At 47.5% G+C, this 17,967-nt stretch carries 15 protein-coding genes; 11 read left to right on the top strand and 4 right to left on the bottom strand.

Annotation, left to right across the window (positions count from 1 at the left end; translation table 11 throughout):
* Positions 1-30: 30 nt before the first annotated feature.
* The 11 genes from HYR79_10730 to HYR79_10680 all read left to right on the top strand — a co-directional run bounded on the left by HYR79_10730 (position 31) and on the right by HYR79_10680 (position 13,519).
* Positions 31-2,427, top strand: a complete 2,397-nt coding sequence (locus HYR79_10730; GenBank protein MBI1822171.1) for a nitrate reductase — start codon at positions 31-33, stop codon at positions 2,425-2,427.
* On the top strand, positions 2,409-4,070 hold the full coding sequence (locus HYR79_10725) for a dimethyl sulfoxide reductase anchor subunit (protein MBI1822170.1): 1,662 nt from the start codon (positions 2,409-2,411) through the stop codon (positions 4,068-4,070). The genes HYR79_10730 and HYR79_10725 overlap by 19 nt, the downstream gene beginning before the upstream one ends.
* Positions 4,071-4,215: 145 nt before the next feature.
* A complete protein-coding gene (locus tag HYR79_10720) occupies positions 4,216-6,645 on the top strand; it encodes an NAD(P)/FAD-dependent oxidoreductase (protein ID MBI1822169.1) in 2,430 nt (809 codons plus the stop codon).
* Positions 6,629-6,931, top strand: a complete 303-nt coding sequence (locus tag HYR79_10715; protein MBI1822168.1) for a nitrite reductase (NAD(P)H) small subunit — start codon at positions 6,629-6,631, stop codon at positions 6,929-6,931. The genes HYR79_10720 and HYR79_10715 overlap by 17 nt, the downstream gene beginning before the upstream one ends.
* 179 nt (positions 6,932-7,110) lie before the next feature.
* Complete coding sequence (locus HYR79_10710) at positions 7,111-7,704, top strand: molybdenum cofactor guanylyltransferase (protein ID MBI1822167.1); 594 nt, start codon at positions 7,111-7,113, stop codon at positions 7,702-7,704.
* Positions 7,691-8,896: a molybdopterin molybdotransferase MoeA gene (locus tag HYR79_10705; protein ID MBI1822166.1), complete on the top strand. Its 1,206-nt coding sequence runs from the start codon at positions 7,691-7,693 to the stop codon at positions 8,894-8,896. Before HYR79_10710 ends, HYR79_10705 begins: the two co-directional genes overlap by 14 nt.
* A gap of 379 nt (positions 8,897-9,275) precedes the next feature.
* Complete coding sequence (locus HYR79_10700; protein ID MBI1822165.1) at positions 9,276-9,731, top strand: CBS domain-containing protein; 456 nt, start codon at positions 9,276-9,278, stop codon at positions 9,729-9,731.
* A 71-nt stretch (positions 9,732-9,802) separates the two neighbouring features.
* Entirely contained in the window at positions 9,803-11,020 is a 1,218-nt protein-coding gene (locus HYR79_10695; GenBank protein MBI1822164.1) for an ABC transporter substrate-binding protein, read from the top strand.
* A complete protein-coding gene (gene ntrB, locus HYR79_10690) occupies positions 11,017-11,793 on the top strand; it encodes a nitrate ABC transporter permease (protein ID MBI1822163.1) in 777 nt (258 codons plus the stop codon). The genes HYR79_10695 and ntrB overlap by 4 nt, the downstream gene beginning before the upstream one ends.
* Before the next feature lie 104 nt (positions 11,794-11,897).
* Positions 11,898-12,212, top strand: a complete 315-nt coding sequence (locus tag HYR79_10685; protein MBI1822162.1) for an ATP-binding cassette domain-containing protein — start codon at positions 11,898-11,900, stop codon at positions 12,210-12,212.
* Between the two features lie 113 nt (positions 12,213-12,325).
* Positions 12,326-13,519, top strand: coding sequence for a hypothetical protein (locus HYR79_10680; GenBank protein ID MBI1822161.1), 1,194 nt, complete (start codon positions 12,326-12,328; stop codon positions 13,517-13,519).
* Positions 13,520-13,598: 79 nt separating this feature from the next.
* On the opposite strand, the gene HYR79_10675 is transcribed toward HYR79_10680, so the two are convergent.
* From HYR79_10675 to acs, 4 genes are all read right to left on the bottom strand, one after another.
* A complete protein-coding gene (locus HYR79_10675; protein ID MBI1822160.1) occupies positions 13,599-14,627 on the bottom strand; it encodes a zinc-binding dehydrogenase in 1,029 nt (342 codons plus the stop codon).
* A gap of 2 nt (positions 14,628-14,629) precedes the next feature.
* Positions 14,630-15,358, bottom strand: coding sequence for an SDR family oxidoreductase (locus tag HYR79_10670; GenBank protein MBI1822159.1), 729 nt, complete (start codon positions 15,356-15,358; stop codon positions 14,630-14,632).
* A gap of 88 nt (positions 15,359-15,446) precedes the next feature.
* Positions 15,447-15,761: an acylphosphatase gene (locus tag HYR79_10665; protein MBI1822158.1), complete on the bottom strand. Its 315-nt coding sequence runs from the start codon at positions 15,759-15,761 to the stop codon at positions 15,447-15,449.
* Positions 15,751-17,700, bottom strand: a complete 1,950-nt coding sequence (gene acs, locus HYR79_10660) for an acetate--CoA ligase (protein MBI1822157.1) — start codon at positions 17,698-17,700, stop codon at positions 15,751-15,753. Before acs ends, HYR79_10665 begins: the two co-directional genes overlap by 11 nt.
* Between the last annotated feature and the right edge of the window lie 267 nt (positions 17,701-17,967).

The following is a 17,967-nucleotide window of genomic DNA, read 5'->3' as shown; positions in this document are numbered from 1 at the left end:
GATACGTATTGTTTGAATAGGTGATAATAGATGAATTTATGGTTTACCAATAAACAGCGGCAAACCCGGGTTCCGAAGATTCACCAGAAACCGGTTGATAAATGGGTCTACACGACCTGCGGCTACTGTTCAACCGGATGCGGTATCGAACTGGGGGTTAAAGACGGAAAAGCCGTAACCGTTCGCGGGAAAGCAGATCATCCCGTTAATCAAGGAAAGCTTTGCCTGAAGGGGATCTGGGAATTTGAGGTGATGACAACCCGCGAGAGAGGGGAATACCCGCTACACCGAAAGAACCGGAATCTACCGATGGAACGACTCTCCTGGGATCAGGTTTTGGACCACACGGCCTTTGAATTCAGCCGGATCATGAAAACCTATGGGAAAGACGCGCTGGCGGTTGTAAGCACCGGACAGATTTATACGGAAGAATTTTACACCCTTGGAAAGTTGGTCCGGGGAGGACTGGGGACCAACAATTATGATGGAAACACCACTTTATGCATGGCGAGCGCGGTTTCGGGATATAAAAAATCATTTGGAAGCGACGGCCCGCCGGGCTGTTATGACGATTTTGAGCATACGGAATGTCTCCTGGCTTTTGGATCAAATCTGGTCGAGTGCCATCCTATTATTTATTACCGGCTTAAGACAGAATTAGAGAAACGGCATTTTCCGGTCATTGTGATTGATCCGCGGGTAACGACCTTCGCCCAGATGGCAGACATTCATCTCCCTATTTTACCTGGAACTGACGTTGTTTTATTAAACGCTCTGGCCCATGTCATTTTGGAAGAGCGGCTTCATAAGGAGGATTATATTGCCTCTCATACTAAAGGATTTTCTGAATTTAGATCAATGGTTTTGAAATTTTCCCCGGCTTACGCGGAGAAAATAACCGGTATCCCCAGAGACACAATCATCCGGGTCGCCAGGATTTACGGAAAAGCTAAATCTGCCATGTCGATTTGGACCATGGGCATTAATCAGTCAACACACGGAACAGATGGCGTTGTAGCGATCAATAACCTGGCGCTGATTACCGGAAATATCGGAAAACCCGGAGGAACGTCACTTTCCATTACCGGACAATGCAATGCGATGGGAACCCGGGAGTTTTCATCCTGCTCCGGCCTTCCAGCGTATCGTCAATTGGAAAACCCTGAGCATCGCGAAGAAATCGCCCGATTGTGGGGGCTGGATGAATCGATTTTTCCCGCAAAACGGGGTCTCCAGATGACCGATATTTTTCCGGAAATCGAGAAGGGGATTATTAAAGGGCTCTGGTTGATTGCCACCAATCCGATGACGTCGATGGCGGATACGGGGCGGATTGAAAAGATCTTAAATCAATTGGAATTTTTAGTTGTACAGGACGTTTACTATTCGGTTGAGTCGGCAAAATACGCGGATGTTTACCTTCCGGCGGCGATGTGGTCGGAGAAAACCGGAACATTTACCAACACCGAACGGAGAGTCAACCTGGTCGAAAAAGCGGTCGATCCGCCTGGTGAAGCAAAACCTGACCTCGATATTTTTATCGGGCTTGCTGAAAAGATGGGGCTGGGCCCGTTGATGAAAAGTAAAACACCGGAGGCAGTTTTTGCCGAGATGGGGGAGGTCAGCAAAGGAAGGTTATGCGACTATTCCGGGATGACTTACGATCTGCTGAAGAAGCATGGCGGCATTCAGTGGCCCGCTCGATCAGATTTGGGGGTCTTCGAGCAAAGCTCTCAATACCCCCAAGCCCCGCTTTCGCACAGGCAAAGCCTGATGCGCAAGCCCGGGTTCACCAGCGAAGCTAACTCTTCAGAAGGACCGGGAACCCCCCGGTTATATTCGGACGGAAAATTTGCTTCGGAATCAGGAAAAGCCAATCTTATCCCGCTCGATTTTATCGATAATAACGAACGTCCTGATCTTGAATATCCTTTCTGGCTTAATACCGGCCGGGTCATTGAACATTGGCACACGCGGACTAAAACGGGAAAAATTGGAAATTTAAACAAATTTTCACCTGTTCCGTACGTGGAAATGCATCCGGGAGACGCTCGGAGGTTAGATTTATCCCACATGGACCATGCTCAAATGGAATCACGGAGGGGAAAGTTGCAGGTTATGGTGCAATTGACGGAGCGGGTTGCTCCCGGCATGGTTTTTATCCCGTTTCATTTTGCAAAGGGGGCGAATTTGCTTACGCTGGGGTTATTGGATCCTTACTCCCGTCAACCAGCCTACAAGCAGTGTGCCGTTAAGATCGCTCCTGTCAATGAATCAGGGTCTTTGAATTTGAACCATACGACTCATCGGAAAGGGAATGAGCATCAGGCTGTGCCTGTGCGAATGACGGGGATTGGGGGCATCGGAGGATTTCACGAAGGGCCCCCAAATAAGATAGGTGGGGAACTATGTCTAAAGCCGAAGTGATGTTCCCGGTTCAAACCCAGATGGGCTTCCATTTTACGGCAGATAACTGTATCGGATGTCATTCCTGCGAGGCGGCCTGCAGTGAAAAAAACAATCTCCCGTCTCATATCGCGTGGAGAAAGGTCGGTTATGTCGAAGGGGGCTCTTATCCCCAATTTACACGGGTCAACACGTCGATGGCCTGCAATCATTGTACAGACCCGGTCTGCTTGAAAGGGTGCCCGACGGGCGCTTACGTTAAATATGAAAAATATGGCGCGGTGATTCAGGACTCGGATATCTGTTTCGGCTGTCAATATTGCACGTGGGTTTGCCCTTATAACGCGCCTGCCTATAACCCTGAAACGGGGTCGGTCAGCAAATGTAATATGTGTGTCGATCGGCTTGACGTGGGACTGAAACCGGCGTGCGTTTCTGCCTGTCTTGGCCATGCGCTTGAATTCGGCGAGGTTGCAAAGATGGAGAATGAAAGGGGTCAGGCCCTCCTTCAGATTTCAGGTTTTCCCGACCCTTCCCTTTCCCAACCGAATATCCGGTTTAAGCAGATAAAAGAAACCCCGGATATCCAATATCGTACCGATGTGGAACCGGTCAACTACTCCAACAAACATTCCCAAGGGGGAGGGATAAAGCCGTTGGCGCTCAAACCCCTGACCTGGAATTCCCTCGCTTCAAACGAAACGCCCCTGGTCTTTTTTACGCTGTTGTCTCAAATGGTCGTCGGAGGGTTTTTAGCCTTCATCGGTTACTCTTTTTTTGGCAGTCCGCTCTCCCCTCTCGCTCCGGAGAGGGCGATGTTGTTGACGTTGGCGGGCTGTTTATTTACCGCCCTGGCGCTTTCGACCGGACACCTGGGAAAACCTCAATATTGCTACCGGGCGCTGAATAATCTCCGTTATTCCTGGGTCAGCCGGGAGATTTTGACCGTCGGGAGTTTTTTCGGCGGGTTGGCCGCTTATATCTTTTTTCAGACCTTTCACCTGCTTCCTTCCGGGCTGTTGACCCTGTTGGGAGGAGGAACGGCGATAATGGGAATTTTGAGTCTCGTCGCCATGTCCAACTGTTATTTGATTCCGGCCCGACCCTATTGGAATCACCCCCATACGGTTGTCTCGTTTTTCGGAACCATGACGATTTTAGGTTTGTTAATGACGAGCCTCTTTTTAGCCTATCCGCTCATCGGTGGCGTCTTTAGCGGTCGGCAGATCTCCTTTTATACCGGGTTAAAACAAGGCCTCCTGGGATTGGTTTCACTTTATCTTCTCATTCGTTACTTTTCCCGAATTTTGTTTTTCCGGTATCTAAAAGGTCACAGCGGAGAGTCTCAGGCGTCGTTTCAGCACCTTCAGGAGGCTTACCCGGGGTTCCTCAAACTCGACTGGGTTTTACAGGGTTTTCTTTTTCTCAACCTGGTCGTCATGCTGTTTCTACCGGTTTCGGGAGCTCTTTTCGGATCGATCCTAATTTCGTTTTTGACCGCGGCGGCTTGGCAAATCGTTGATCGGGCTATTTTTTACAACGTGGTCATTCCCACCACGATGCCGGGAGCTTTTTTTCTGAAAAATAAAGGGTTTGAAAATTTTGCCAGGGAAACAGGACTGGCAAAGGATCGGGTTGTCGGGGTATTAGATCAATGTCATTGATTAACACGGGCATGCCAGGATGAATTCCGATCTGCTCGCGCTCCGAAGTTTACCAGCTATCTTTTATACATTAATAAAAGGTAACCAAACTTCGAAGAGGTCGCTGTTCGGAACACACCCCGGCATACCCTGACCGGAGTCATTTATGCAAATTGGAAGTAAGCCAAAATTAGTAGTCATCGGGAACGGGATGGCCGGGATCGCGGTGGTTGAAAACGTTCTTGCGCTCAAGGGAGATTTTGATATTACCGTTTTTGGCGCGGAACCGTATGTCAACTATAACCGGATTCTTTTGTCCGATATCCTCTCCGGTAAAATAAAGCCCGAAGAGACCTATTTAAATAGCATGGAGTGGTACTTCAAAAACCATATTCATCTCCATCTGAACAAAAAAGTGACCGCCATTGATCCCACGGCCAAAACCCTCCAGGACGATGAAGGTAGAGTTACCCCTTATGACAAACTTCTCATCGCCACGGGGAGTCATCCCTTTATTCCACCCGTCAAAGGGGTCGAAAAAAGGGGCGTCTTTGCCTACCGGAATATGGAGGACACGGAGGGAATGATTGAATTTTCGAAACAGTCCAGAAGAGTCGCCGTAATCGGGGGAGGGTTGCTGGGGCTCGAAGCGGGGAGAGCGCTGGTTCAACGGGGACTGAACGTCACCATTTTTCACCTGGTTGACCGGTTAATGGAACTGCAACTGGATGATGAAGCCGGATTAATCCTAAAGAAGGAGATTGAACATTTAGGGATGACGGTTCATTTAAATCATTCAGCAACGGAAATTATCGGCAACGGTACCGTCGAAGGGGTCGAATTTTCAAACGGAAAAGCGTACGAAGCAGACATGGTGGTCATTTCGACCGGCATTCGGCCGAATATCGAATTGGCAAAAATGGCGGGGATTAAAACGAACCGGGGGATCATCGTTAATGACGCGATGGAAACCAGCCATCCCGGAGTCTACGCGGTGGGAGAATGTGTTGAACATCGGGGAAAAACCTATGGAATCGTTGCCCCTTTATATGAACAGGCGCGAGTGGCGGCCAATACCCTGATTGGAAAACCGGCTCAGAATTATGAAGGATCGGTGGTGGCCACCACCTTAAAGGTGGCTGGAATTGACCTGGTTTCCATGGGTAATTTTATGGGGACGGGCCCGGGATGTGAGTCACTGACCTATTCAGACAGGGGGATTTCTTTATATAAAAAAATTGTATTGCAGGGGAATCGGATCGTTGGGGCAATTTTGCTGGGAGATATCAACGATGGAGGCCGTCTGCTTCAACTGGTTAAAAATCAGACCGATGTCACGCTCTTCCGGAGGACCCTTTTATTAGGTGAAACTACACCCGGTAGTCAGGCGCAGATGGTTTTGGGAGATAACGACACCATTTGCGGATGCATGGGGGTAACCAAAAAGACGATTGTCTGTGCCGTTAAAGAGTATGAATTAACGACCCGGGAGGGGGTTGGCGAAAAAACGAAAGCCTGTACCTCCTGCAAAAGCTGTGGACCGCTGGTTGACCAAATTCTTCAAGAGGTCTTGGGAGGGGAATATGTGGCGGTAGGCAAAAAACAGGATTTCTTTTGTCCCTGTTTTATCCTGTCAAGAAAGGAACTCGTGAGTCAGATCCGCGAAATGGAGTTAAGGGCCCCTTCAGAGGTTTTAACCCGGTTGGGAAACGGCGTGGGGTGCGCCTATTGCAAGCCCGGATTGAGTTATCTTTTGTCTGAAATCTGGCTGGAGCGTCACAAAGAGGAGCGAAACGCCAGATATATTAACGATCGGGTTCATGCCAATATCCAGAAGGACGGTACCTTTTCGGTGGTTCCGAGGATTTACGGCGGGGTAACGTCTTCCTCTGAGTTGCGCCGAATTGCTGACGTGGCTGACAAATACGAAGTCCCTATGGTGAAATTAACCGGCGGACAGAGGATCGATCTCCTCGGCGTTAAGAAAGACCAGCTCCCGCTCATTTGGGCCGATCTTGGAATGCCGTCGGGACATGCTTATGCCAAAGCAATCAGGACGGTAAAAACCTGTGTCGGGACCGAGTTTTGCCGTTTTGGGGTCCAGGATTCGACTTCTCTCGGGATTGAAATGGAAAAGCTGTTTGAAGGGCTTTACACCCCCCATAAGGTTAAAATGGCGGTATCCGGGTGTCCCCGGAATTGCGCGGAATCCTATGTGAAAGACATTGGCATCGTGGCAATCCAGACCGGTTGGGAAATTTACGTCGGCGGCGCGGCGGGGATGACGGTTCGAAAAGGGGATTTGCTGATCGCCGTTAAAACGGGTGAAGAAGCGATCAGAGCCGCAACTCTTTTTTTACAATATTACCGGGAGGAGGGGAACTATCTTGAGAGGACCTACGATTTTGCCATTCGCGTCGGGATAGAAAAAATAAGACAGGAGCTTTTTGATTCGGAGTCTCCACGGCCCTCCGAGCTTTTAGAACATTTCAGGCTTTCAAAAGAAGCGGTCGTCGATCCCTGGAAAACGGAGAGTCAGAGGCCGGTACACCCCTATCAATTTAAAGAATTGGTGTCAGGTGGAAAGACTGATTAAGGTTGGCAACTGCCAGGATATTCCTCAAGGGGAAGGGCGAAGATACTTTCTTAATGGAGAAGCGGTTGGGGTATTTAATCTCGGAAATAAAATTTTCGCAATTTCAAATTTGTGTCCGCATCTTGGAGGGCCTCTCTCTGACGGGTTAATCCTTGGAGAAGAAGTGGTCTGCCCCTTGCATTACCGCAAGGTTAATTTAAAGACGGGTTGCGTAAAGAACGAATATGAAAAAGTGAGGACCTATGAAGTTGTCCTTAAAAATGGAGAAATTTATTTAAAGAGTTAGACCCCCTCCTTTCTTCTTTCCCATCGCCATTTTTTAAGTTATGATTAAAAAAATAATTAAGCGAGGAACAGGCTTTGCTTGGCCGAGCCTCCGAGCTTGCTTTGGGAGCGGTTTCACAGCAGACATAGGGTTTCAGTATTTATCTACACGGGCCCCAAAATTTTTAGCGAAGAAATAAAATGGTTAACACCGCAATTGTGCTGGCTGGAGGTGAAAGCCTCCGGATGGGAAGGGATAAGGCTTTTATTGAATTTAAAGGAAAAAGTCTTATTCAACGGACTCTTGATACCTTAAAACCCCTTTTTAAAGAAAGGTTTATCATTGCTAAAACGAGAGAGCCTTATCTTTCTTTTGAAATCCCGGTTTTTACCGATCGATATCCGAACGGGGGCCCTTTAGGGGGTATTTATACGGGACTTTTTTATTCAAAAGGCCCCGTCTTTGCGGCGGCATGCGATATGCCGTTCTTAAATCCAAAGGTTATTCAGTTTTTAACCGAAAAACTTAAGGGTTTTGACGCGGTGGTCCTGAAAACCCCGGACGGTTTACATCCCCTTCACGGTGTTTATTCTAAAGGAGTTCTTTCCCGGATGGAAACACGCCTCCAAACAGGGGAGGTTAAAATGATGGATTTTCTTGGACGGATCAGGACCCTTGAAATAGGGGCGGACGAAATCAAGCCTTTAGATCCAAACCTCTTAAGTCTCGTCAATGTGAATACGCCAGAAGAGTTAAATCGATTCCTGGAGATGGGCCAGCATGATATCGGTTGACGAAGCTTTAGCCCGGATTCTTCAAAATAATCTGAGAACTGCTCCGGAGGAATGTTTGCTCCAGTCCGCTCTCGGGCGAATTCTGGCAAACGATATCCTGGCTTTGCATGATCAACCTCCCTGGGACAATTCGGCCATGGATGGATATGCCCTCCAGTGGGAAGACATTCGGTCTGTCCTAACGGGAAATCCGGCGTCGTTAAAAATCGTTGAAGTCATCCCCGCGGGGCATACGCCTCGATTTCCGCTTTCAAAAGGGGAGTGCGCAAAAATTATGACCGGCGCACAGGTGCCGTTTGGGGCCGATACTGTGGTTCCCGTGGAGGTGACCGACAAAACAGGAGAGAAGGTTCTGATTCAAAAGATCGGCGGAAAAGGGGATCATATTCGTCGTAAAGGGGAGGATTTTCGCAAAGGGGAAGTCATTTTAAATCAAGGAAAGAAAATCCGTCCCGCGGAAATCGCCATGCTGGCCTCTTTAGGGAAAGGGTCCGTCTCTGTTTTTAAAAAGCCGAAAGTCGCGGTTCTCTCTACCGGCGATGAATTGGCCGAATTAAACGAACCCAGAGCTGAAAATAAAATCTACAATTCAAACGGCCATGCCCTTTGCGCTCAGGTTTTAGAAGCCGGCGGCGAGCCCCTTTTTCTGGGGGTTTCTCCGGATTCCAAAGACGCGCTGTTGCGAAAGATTCAGGAGGGAAGTTCAGCGGATATTCTTGTAATCTCCGGGGGCGTTTCAATGGGGGATTTTGATTATGTCAAAGAGGTGCTGACAACCCATGGAAAGATGAACTTTTGGCGGGTAGCCATGAGACCCGGGGCTCCATTTGCTTTTGGGGAATTCAATGGGAAACCTTTTTTTGGACTTCCGGGGAATCCGGTTTCCTGCATGGTGACCTTCAAGCTTCTCGTGGAGCCGTTTTTGAAAAAAATGGGAGGCGCGGCTAAATATTTTCCGGCGCCCTTTAATGCCAGACTCACTCATGAAATCAGAAAAAAGAAAGGGTTGCGGACCTTTTTAAGAGGGCTTGTTTTCTCTGAGGGCCATGAATGGAGGGTTAAAACAACCGGAGAACAGGGATCTCACCTGATTCATTCCATGGTCGAAGCGAATTGTTTAATGGACCTCCCTGAACACCTTGAAAAATTAGAGGACGGGGCTAAAGTTTCCTTGATTCCTTTCGATTTTTAGCCTGGTATTTTTAATTTTGATATCAGCATTCCGACGATCATATGGATGATTCCCTTTTTCTATATTTAAAAGCAAAATTTATTCCAGGTTATATCACACCATAAATTCAAACGCATTAGCTTACGGTTAAAAGTAAGAATAGCCGCGGCAGATCGCGTTTTTATTTGCCAAATCATTTCAATCTGTTTAGTGATGTGTTTCCCTGCGCAACGTTTTTCATACAATTCCGAATTAAAGACAAGACAATTTTGTTAGTGTGGGTGCTTTCGTTACTAAAGAAACCTGTTTTTAACGGTTTTTCCGGTTTTTTTTAGTTGGCATATAAGTTGCAACTCATCATAAATGAAATCTTAAGAAACTTAAATAGGGAGGAAAAATCATGGAAACTGTTTTTAAAACTGTGGGGGAGGTTAGGATCACGAATACCCTATCGGTATCGGAGGGAACAATCGCTTACGAGGCGGCCGTTAAACTCCTTCAAACAGGTTTTCAAGGGCTATCTGTACTCGACTCCGAAATGAGGGTCATTGGAAAAATTACTGAAATCGATTTATTAAAGGCCCTTAAGGCCGGTCAAGACCTTAAGCAAATTCTGGCAGAGGAAATGATGTCACCTCCACCGCCCATTATTACCAGTGAAACCTCCCTAACGGAGGCCGTTGAAATCATGGAATCCCAGCACCTCCTCCGTCTTCCGGTTTTAAAAGAAGGTTGTTTCGTTGGAAATATTACCCGTCATGATCTGCTTCGGGCATGGTTAGAAATCTGGAATCCATGGAATATTAAAGAAGGGGAATGGGTGTCTCCAAGAGCCGCTAAAAACCTTAAATCTTGAGATGAGGAGATGGTTATGCCTGAGAAAAAAAATCCGGCATAAGCCGGCGTGATTTTATCAAAACCACCGGAATGAGCGCCCTGGGAATATTGCTTTCAGGCCTCCCCTCATTATCAAGAGGTGTTTTTGCGGGCACGGGAGATACGCCGGAAATCACCAAATTAAAAATCGGTTTCATTCCTTTGACCGATTGCGCTTCGGTGGTGATGGCCGGTGAACTGGGCCTCTATAAAAAATATGGTTTGGAGGTGGAGATATCCAAAGAAGCTTCCTGGGCGGCCGTGAGAGATAAACTCACCGTTGGGGATCTATCCGCGTCCCATATTCTTTATGGAATGCCTTACGCGTCTACTCTCGGAATCACCGGGGCGGAAGGCAAGATAAAACCGATGGCAATTCTCATGGGGTTAAATCAAAATGGCCAGGCGATTACTTTGAGCAACGAACTTAAAAAAAGAGGAGTAAAAACAGCAAAGGATTTAAAGAAAGTGATCGACGAGGATAAAGGGAAAAAAACTTATACGTTTGCCAATACCTTTCCGTCTGGGACACATGCGATGTGGATTCGTTACTGGCTGGCCTCCGGCGGAATCGATCCCGATCAGGATGTTAAAATGATTACCATCCCGCCTCCGCAGATGGTAGCCAACATGAAAATAGGAAACATGGATGGATATTGCGTGGGAGAGCCCTGGAACGCAAGAGCGGTTGCGGATGATATTGGTTTTACCGTGATCACTACCCAGCAGATATGGAAAAATCACCCGGAAAAAGTTCTTGGCATGACTCGGGAATTCGCGGAAAAAAATTCAAAAACCGTTAAAGCACTCATCATGGCTGTTCTTGAAGCTTCACGATACTGTGACAAAATGGAGAACCGTCCTCATATCGCCGAAGTGATTTCCCGGAAGGAGTATGTCAATGCGCCGTTAGAAGTCGTTCTCGGCCGGTTGCAGGGCCAATACGATTATGGAGACGGCAGGAAAGAGGTTGATCCTGACTACATGAAATTTTATATAAACGGTGAAGTCAACTTTCCCTGGAAGTCCCATGCTATCTGGTTTCTGACTCAGGACCGGCGGTGGGGATTTATTGATAAGCCGATTGATTATAAAAAAGTCGTTGATTCAGTCAACCGGACCGATCTCTATCGAGAGGCCGCAAAAACTCTGGGAATTCCTGTTCCAAAAGAAGAGGGTCGGAAAGAGATTCTTTTTGACGGCATTGAGTTTGATCCCGCCCGTCCCGAGGATTATTTGAAAAAATTTCCGATCAGGAGAACGTCATGAAACCGATTTCGTTATCAGATAAAGTCATTCTTCCCGCCGTCACTTTTATTGTGGTGGCTGGAATTTGGGCAGGTATCAGTCATCTCGGAGGTTCCTTTCTTCCCGATCCCATTAAAACATTTACCAGGAGCTGGACATTAATGATTCATCCTTTTCTTGATTCGGGTCCCAACAACAAAGGGATAGGATGGCATCTCCTGGCGAGTCTGACGCGGGTGTTAACCGGATTTGGATTGGCCGCCCTGGTCGGTGTTCCGCTTGGTTTTTTGATTGGGTCATCTCCTAAATTTCTCGCGGCGTTAAATCCTTTAATTCAGATTCTTCGGCCCGTTTCTCCCCTTGCGTGGCTGCCGATCGGCCTTGCAACCTTTAAAGGGGCCAGTCTGGCGGCTATTTTCGTTATTTTTATCACAGCGATATGGCCTGTTACGATTAATACGGCTTTTGGCGTTTCGCAAATTAATCGGGACCATTTGGCTGTGGCCCGAATTCTCAGACTTTCAAAATGGCAAACGCTTTGGAAAATCTTATTTCCGGCAACGCTGCCTCATATTTTTACCGGTTTAAAAGTGGGTCTTGGCGTCGCGTGGCTGGTGATTGTCGCAGCCGAAATGCTGACCGGAGGAACCGGGATCGGATTTTTTATCTGGGATGAGTGGAACAACCTGAGTCTTGAACACATTATTCTGGCCATTCTGATTATCGGAGGAACCGGACTGATCCTGGACTTCTTGATTTCAACCCTTGCCAAAAGATATGAATATATCACTTAGGAGGTCGTGTGCACGCTTTATTCGAATCTTTTCCTGCGACAGAAAGTAGGTTGACCCAACCGGCCAATCAACCTTCTTTACTTCATCCTCTGCTGGAAATCAGCATGGTGTCTAAAACTTTTCGAACAAAAGGGGGGGAGTATCAAGCATTAAAAAATGTTAATCTCAAGATCGATTCAGGAGAGTTTGTCACCCTGATCGGTCATTCCGGGTGCGGTAAAAGCACGCTTCTTTCCATTGCCGCCGGGCTGATCTCTCCGACTTCTGGCGGGGTTATTTTGGAGGGAAAAGAAATAAGAGAACCGGGTCCGGACAGGGGGGTAGTTTTTCAAAGCCATGCGCTCCTTCCATGGCTTACGGTGTATGAGAATGTCGCGCTCGCTTGGCCGTTATGGAATTATCTTCCTATCAATCTTTGAAAAAACCTATTCTGAAATTTTTGTATGAACGTCACTAAGACTCAAACAATCCTTTGCCAAATTGATTTCAACCCGGCCCCTTTATTCATTCTAACGTTTAAGGAGATTATCCGATGAAAATGAACGTCCGTTTGCTGTTTCTTTATTTTACCCTGTTTTTTGCGTATTTTACTGTTTCAGTTCTTTTGGCACAAGCGGAGGAAAGCGCAATTAATCTGGGAGGTTTTATTTTAAGCAATACCTATGATAATGATTCCGGGGTTAATAATACGGATATTCCCAACTTTGCCACGTCCGACAGCAAACCGGCGGCCTCGACGGGAACATTCGGAGGAACGGTCCGTCAATCAAGGCTTACTCTTAAAGCAACGGGACCAAACCTCGATGAGGTTTTAGGGAACGCAAAGACCAGCGCCGTTCTTGAAATCGATTTTCTTGGAAATTTCCCTAATTCCACCTTCGCGGGGGCTCAACCTCAGCCTCGGTTGCGCCTGGCCTATGCTAAAATGGACTGGTCCGGTGCCAGTGTGACCGTCGGACAGGATTGGATCATTCTCGCCCCGTTAAACCCGACGTCTCTGGCCCACGTCGCGATCGCGCCGCTTTCTTCTTCCGGTAATCTATGGAACCGGATGCCGCAGATTCGAGTGGACCAAAAAATAACCTTCAACGATTTCGGAAAAATATTGGTGACCGCAGGAATTCTGAGACCGATGGCCGGTGATAACTGGACGAACAATGGATCACAACAATTGGATATTTCCGGATATGGGGAACAGACCACCCATCCCTTTTATCAGGGAAGGATAGCGCTTTCCGTGAATGCCATGAATCAACCTGCGACGTTAGGCGTTTCAGGCCACTGCGGAAATGAAAATACCGGTAGTGGAACAACTCTGGAGACCAGCGCCGCAGTTCTTGATTTAACCCTTCCTTTGGGACCGGTTACCCTGACAGGTGAGGCGTTTACCGGAAAAAATTTAGATCAGTTTTTAGGAGGAGTTCTGCAAGGGGTCAACCCGACGACTTTTAGTGAGATCTCTTCGAATGGCGGCTGGAGTCAGCTCTCATTTACACCCTTTCCGTCGATCAATTTAAATCTGGCGTACGGAATAGATCGACCTGAAAGCGCTCAATTGAACAACGGTGACCGTTCGAAAAATCAAACGCTGACGGCTAACCTGATCTGGAAGTTAGGACCCAAGCTTTCATCGGGGATAGAGTATAATAATATCAAAACAGATTATAAGAATCTATCAAGCGGCGATGATAACCACTATAATCTAGCAGTGGCTTACACCTTTTAAACCGGCATGAGTTATAAAGAAACCCAATTTGGCCGCCTCGGAGGCCTGATCGGGTAGAGTTTTTCTCAGGGAGGATTTTTTAAGGTATAAGGACGATTTTTCCGAAAAAATGCCGCGATTCGATTCGTTCATGGGCTTTAGAGGCTTCGTTTAAAGGGTAGGTCCGGTCAATGACGGGATGCAGTTTCTTTTGCTCCATCAGTTTAACAATTGTCATAAGTTCCGCTCGCGTTCCAAGGGATGATCCCAGGATGGATAAATGGCGGGAGAAAATAAACCGGAGATCCAATTCGGTGGCAGGACCGGTAGTCGAACCGCAGGTGACGAGCCGTCCCCCTTTTTTCAGGGAGGCAATGCTCTGTTTCCAGGTTTTAGGTCCGACATGTTCAAAAACTAAATCGACGCCTTCGCTACGCGTTATCTGCCTGACCCTTTCGAGAATATTTTCTGTTTCATGATTGATGACCCAATTTGCGCCTAATTCCTTTGCTTTTTCAAGTTTTTCGGGCGATCCCGCCGTAGCGACAATATTTGCGCCCAGCAATTTTGAAATTTGAATTGCCGCGGACCCGATGCCGCTTCCTCCTCCTAAAATTAGAATCGTTTGACCGGCCTGTAAATTCCCTTTTGTAACGACCATATGCCATGCGGTTAAAAAGGTTAAAGGGAAGGCCGCGGATTCTTCAAAAGAAAGATTCTCGGGAGCTCTCAGGAGATGTTGAACGGGGACTTTAATAAATTCCGCATAACCGCCCGGAAGGCTGGCTCCCACAATCTTAAAATCATTGCATTGGTTATCTTTTCCGGATAAACAATAGGGACATTTAAAGCATCCGAAGTTTGGAGAAACGATTACGGGTGTTCCCCGGGAGAATTCTTTAACGTCTGATCCCGCCGTGTCGACGACGCCGGAAATATCTGATCCGAGGATATGCGGAAAAACGGTTTTGTAAGCGGAGAGACCGTTTCGTATCCAAAGATCAAGATGGTTAATTGAGCAGGCCTTGACTTTTATGAGGATTTCGCCGGATGAGACGGAAGGGGTGGGATAATCCGTATACGTTAATTTTTCAGGACCGCCAGGCTGGTAAAGAACGACGGCTTTCATCTTTAGCGGGAGATCTTATCGAAAAGTTCCCGTGAATCAAATGATTTCCCGGAGTCAGAAATATCTGTGGAGGTCGCCAGGTATAAACAGGTTTCTGCGATCTTTTCCGGAGGAGGAACTGTTTGCGGGTCCTCATCCGGGCAGGCTGCAGCTCTCATTTGAGTGCGGGTAGGACCGGGATTCAACGACATGACCCGGATATGATATTGAGACACTTCGGGCGCCAGCACCTGGGTCAAACCCTCCACTCCGAATTTGGAAACGGCGTAAGCTCCCCAGTGTGGTTTTCCCTGTCTGCCGACTCCAGAGGAGATGTTAATGATGCAGCCGCCATTTTTTAACACCATCTGTTTTAAGGCCGATTGGGTGACATTAAACATCCCATTTAGATTGACGTCAATGACTTTAAGCCACTCTTGATAAGGATAAGAAATGATTTCAGTTTTCGGACCGAGAATTGAAGCATTGTTGATTAAGATATCGACATAGCCATAATAGGATTTTATGGTCTTAAAAAGCCGCTGAACCTCCCGAATCGAAGTAATGTCGGCTACATGAATCAGGACGTCATGTCCCTCATTTTTAATTTCCTTTTCGGTTTCCTTTAATTCCATCCCGGATCTCGAACAAATGACGACTTTGGCGCCCTCTCTTGCAAAACACCTGGCTGTTGCTTTCCCGATTCCTCTTCCCCCGCCGGTTACGAGGACGATCTTTCCCTGTAATTTCATTCAGATTTTCCTTTTGGAGCCGGTAAGATGTCGATACGAATTGAATTATAGTATTTAATGGGACAGTTCGCAATCAAAATGCATACCCCTAATAGGCGATGGTAAAATCAGCGTTGTGTTTCAGGGTAAGGGCAGATGAGACAATGACCTTTTCGACCTCCCCTCCGGGAGGGCCCTGATGCAGATGTCTGACAAGTTCTTGAATCTTTTCAGAAGGGCCTTCAGCTTCAACCTCGACTTCTCCCGAAGGGAGGTTTTTGCAAAAACCTGTGAGGCTTAATTTCACCGCATGGCCAACAACAAACTTTCGGTACCCCACGCCCTGGACCTTTCCGGAGACGAGGATGTTTCTTCGTTCGATAGGAGCCAAATCAAGATTTAATGTTTTATCTTTATTCTTCATCGTCTCTCAGTTTTGCCAACACCGAAATATCTTCTAAAGTTGAAGTATCTCCAATCGTCTGGTTATGGGCGGCAATGTCCCTGAGGAGCCTCCGCATGATTTTTCCACTGCGGGTTTTAGGAAGGTTTTCTGTAAAGCGTATCTCATCGGGTCTGGCAATCGCTCCGATTTCTTTAACGACGTGTCGGCGGAGGTCGTCCCTCAATTCGTCCGAGCCGTCCAATTTCCCTTTTAAGGTTACAAAGGCCACAATGGCAGTACCTTTGATTTCGTCCGGCCGGCCTACGACAGAAGCCTCCGCGACACTCTGATGACTGACCAGAGCGCTCTCGATTTCCATGGTGCCGAGCCGGTGTCCGGCCACATTGATCACGTCGTCCACCCGGCCCATGACCCAAAAATAACCATCTTTGTCTTTTCTTGCGCCATCCCCTGTGAAATACATTCCTTTAAACTGCGTCCAGTATTGTTTTTTAAATCTTTCCGGATCTTTATAAATCGTTCTCATCATGCTGGGCCAGGGTTTTTTAATGACCAGATACCCTCCCTGATTCGGACCGACCGGTTTCCCTTCTTTATTGACCACATCTGCCATAATTCCGGGTAATGGAAGCGTTGCAGATCCTGGTTTGGTGGGGATTGCCCCTGGAAGAGGCGTGATCAAAATAGATCCTGTTTCTGTTTGCCACCAGGTATCAACGATCGGGCATTTCTTTTTACCGATGATGGTGTGGTACCATATCCAGGCCTCCGGATTGATCGGCTCCCCAACGGTTCCAAGGAGTCGGAGACTTCCTAAATCATGTTTTAGGGGCCATTCGTCTCCGTTTTTAATCAAAGCGCGGATCGCCGTGGGCGCCGTATAAAAGATGTTGATTTTGTATTTGTCAATGATTTCCCATAAACGGTCGGGTTGGGGATAGGTTGGAGCCCCTTCGTACATGACGCTGGTCGCTCCGTTGGACAAAGGGCCGTACACGATATAGCTATGGCCGGTAACCCAGCCAATATCCGCTGTGCACCAATAGGTGTCTTCATCCTTTAAATCAAACACCCATTTGCTGGTGATATGGGCGCCGAGGAGGTATCCTCCCGTAGAATGAACAACGCCCTTCGGCTTTCCCGTTGTCCCGCTGGTATAAAGGATAAAAAGGGGATGCTCCGAGTCGAGTTTTTCAGGAGGACAGACATCCGAAACGCCGGCCATGAGGTCATTCCAGTCATGGTCTCTGCCTTCCGCCATTTGAATCGGGTTTTTCGTTCTTTTAAAGACAATGATATGCTGTACGGAAGGCGTTGCTTTCACGGCCTGATCCACATTTTCTTTCAGGGGGACCACAGTTCCTTTACGGAATCCTCCATCCGCCGTTACGACGAGCTTTGCCTCGGCATCGAGGATCCGGTCTTTTAGAGCCTCGGCAGAAAACCCGCCGAAGATAATTGAATGGGTTGCCCCGATTCTGGCGCATGCCAGCATGGCGATGGCGAGTTCCGGGACCATCGGCATATAGATGGCCACTCGATCGCCTTTTTGGATTCCGAGGTTTTTCAAAACATTTGAGAATTTGCAAACTTCACGGAAAAGGTCCTGGTAAGTCAGGGTTCTTGAATCGCCGGGTTCTCCTTCCCAGATCAAGGCGGCTTTATTTTTTCGCCAGGTTTTAATATGCCGGTCCAGGCAGTTATAGGAGACATTAATTTTTCCACCGACAAACCATTTTGCAAAAGGCTCTTTCCACTGTAAGACCTTTTTCCAGGGAGCAAACCAATCCAGTTCTTTAGCCAGGGTTCCCCAGAACTTTTCAGGGTTTTTAGCTCCCTGTTGATAGAGCGCCTGGTACGCTTTCATGCTCTTAATATGGGCAGTTTTAGAAAATTGGCGGACGGGTTTGAAGACCCTTTTTTCCTTTAAGACGGACTCGATATCGACGGATGCCATTGGTTTTCTCCCTTGATAATGTCTAAATCAAAATGTTTAAATGGATGACGTGGAATTGAATGAAAAAGTTTAGGGCCTGTTTAAGTCAGGCTCAGAACAGAGTTAGAAAGCTGTCATTGCGAACAAAGTGAAGCAATCTCAAGACTTTACGATAAGATTGCCACGCACCCTTCGGTGCTCGCAATGACATGATTAATAAGTGGGTGCGAAGTCTATCGCTGGTCTTGGGCAACATCGGGACTAAAACCGATGAAAAAATGTTTTTGG

This window comes from Nitrospirota bacterium (assembly GCA_016178585.1).
Taxonomy (GTDB): domain Bacteria; phylum Nitrospirota; class Nitrospiria; order JACQBW01; family JACQBW01; genus JACOTA01.
The sequence above is the reverse complement of the archived record's forward strand: the minus strand, read 5'-3'. Positions and strand labels throughout refer to the sequence as shown.

Excerpts from the sequence above, each read along its gene's own strand:
- acs (MBI1822157.1), bottom strand. The coding sequence starts at position 17,700 with ATGGCATCCGTCGATATCGAGTCCGTCTTAAAGGAAAAAAGGGTCTTC.
- HYR79_10700 (MBI1822165.1), top strand. The coding sequence starts at position 9,276 with ATGGAAACTGTTTTTAAAACTGTGGGGGAGGTTAGGATCACGAATACC.
- ntrB (MBI1822163.1), top strand. The coding sequence starts at position 11,017 with ATGAAACCGATTTCGTTATCAGATAAAGTCATTCTTCCCGCCGTCACT.
- HYR79_10665 (MBI1822158.1), bottom strand. The coding sequence starts at position 15,761 with ATGAAGAATAAAGATAAAACATTAAATCTTGATTTGGCTCCTATCGAA.
- HYR79_10720 (MBI1822169.1), top strand. The coding sequence starts at position 4,216 with ATGCAAATTGGAAGTAAGCCAAAATTAGTAGTCATCGGGAACGGGATG.
- HYR79_10705 (MBI1822166.1), top strand. The coding sequence starts at position 7,691 with ATGATATCGGTTGACGAAGCTTTAGCCCGGATTCTTCAAAATAATCTG.
- HYR79_10730 (MBI1822171.1), top strand. The coding sequence starts at position 31 with ATGAATTTATGGTTTACCAATAAACAGCGGCAAACCCGGGTTCCGAAG.
- HYR79_10670 (MBI1822159.1), bottom strand. The coding sequence starts at position 15,358 with ATGAAATTACAGGGAAAGATCGTCCTCGTAACCGGCGGGGGAAGAGGA.
- HYR79_10695 (MBI1822164.1), top strand. The coding sequence starts at position 9,803 with ATGAGCGCCCTGGGAATATTGCTTTCAGGCCTCCCCTCATTATCAAGA.
- HYR79_10685 (MBI1822162.1), top strand. The coding sequence starts at position 11,898 with ATGGTGTCTAAAACTTTTCGAACAAAAGGGGGGGAGTATCAAGCATTA.
- HYR79_10725 (MBI1822170.1), top strand. The coding sequence starts at position 2,409 with ATGTCTAAAGCCGAAGTGATGTTCCCGGTTCAAACCCAGATGGGCTTC.
- HYR79_10675 (MBI1822160.1), bottom strand. The coding sequence starts at position 14,627 with ATGAAAGCCGTCGTTCTTTACCAGCCTGGCGGTCCTGAAAAATTAACG.
- HYR79_10710 (MBI1822167.1), top strand. The coding sequence starts at position 7,111 with ATGGTTAACACCGCAATTGTGCTGGCTGGAGGTGAAAGCCTCCGGATG.
- HYR79_10680 (MBI1822161.1), top strand. The coding sequence starts at position 12,326 with ATGAAAATGAACGTCCGTTTGCTGTTTCTTTATTTTACCCTGTTTTTT.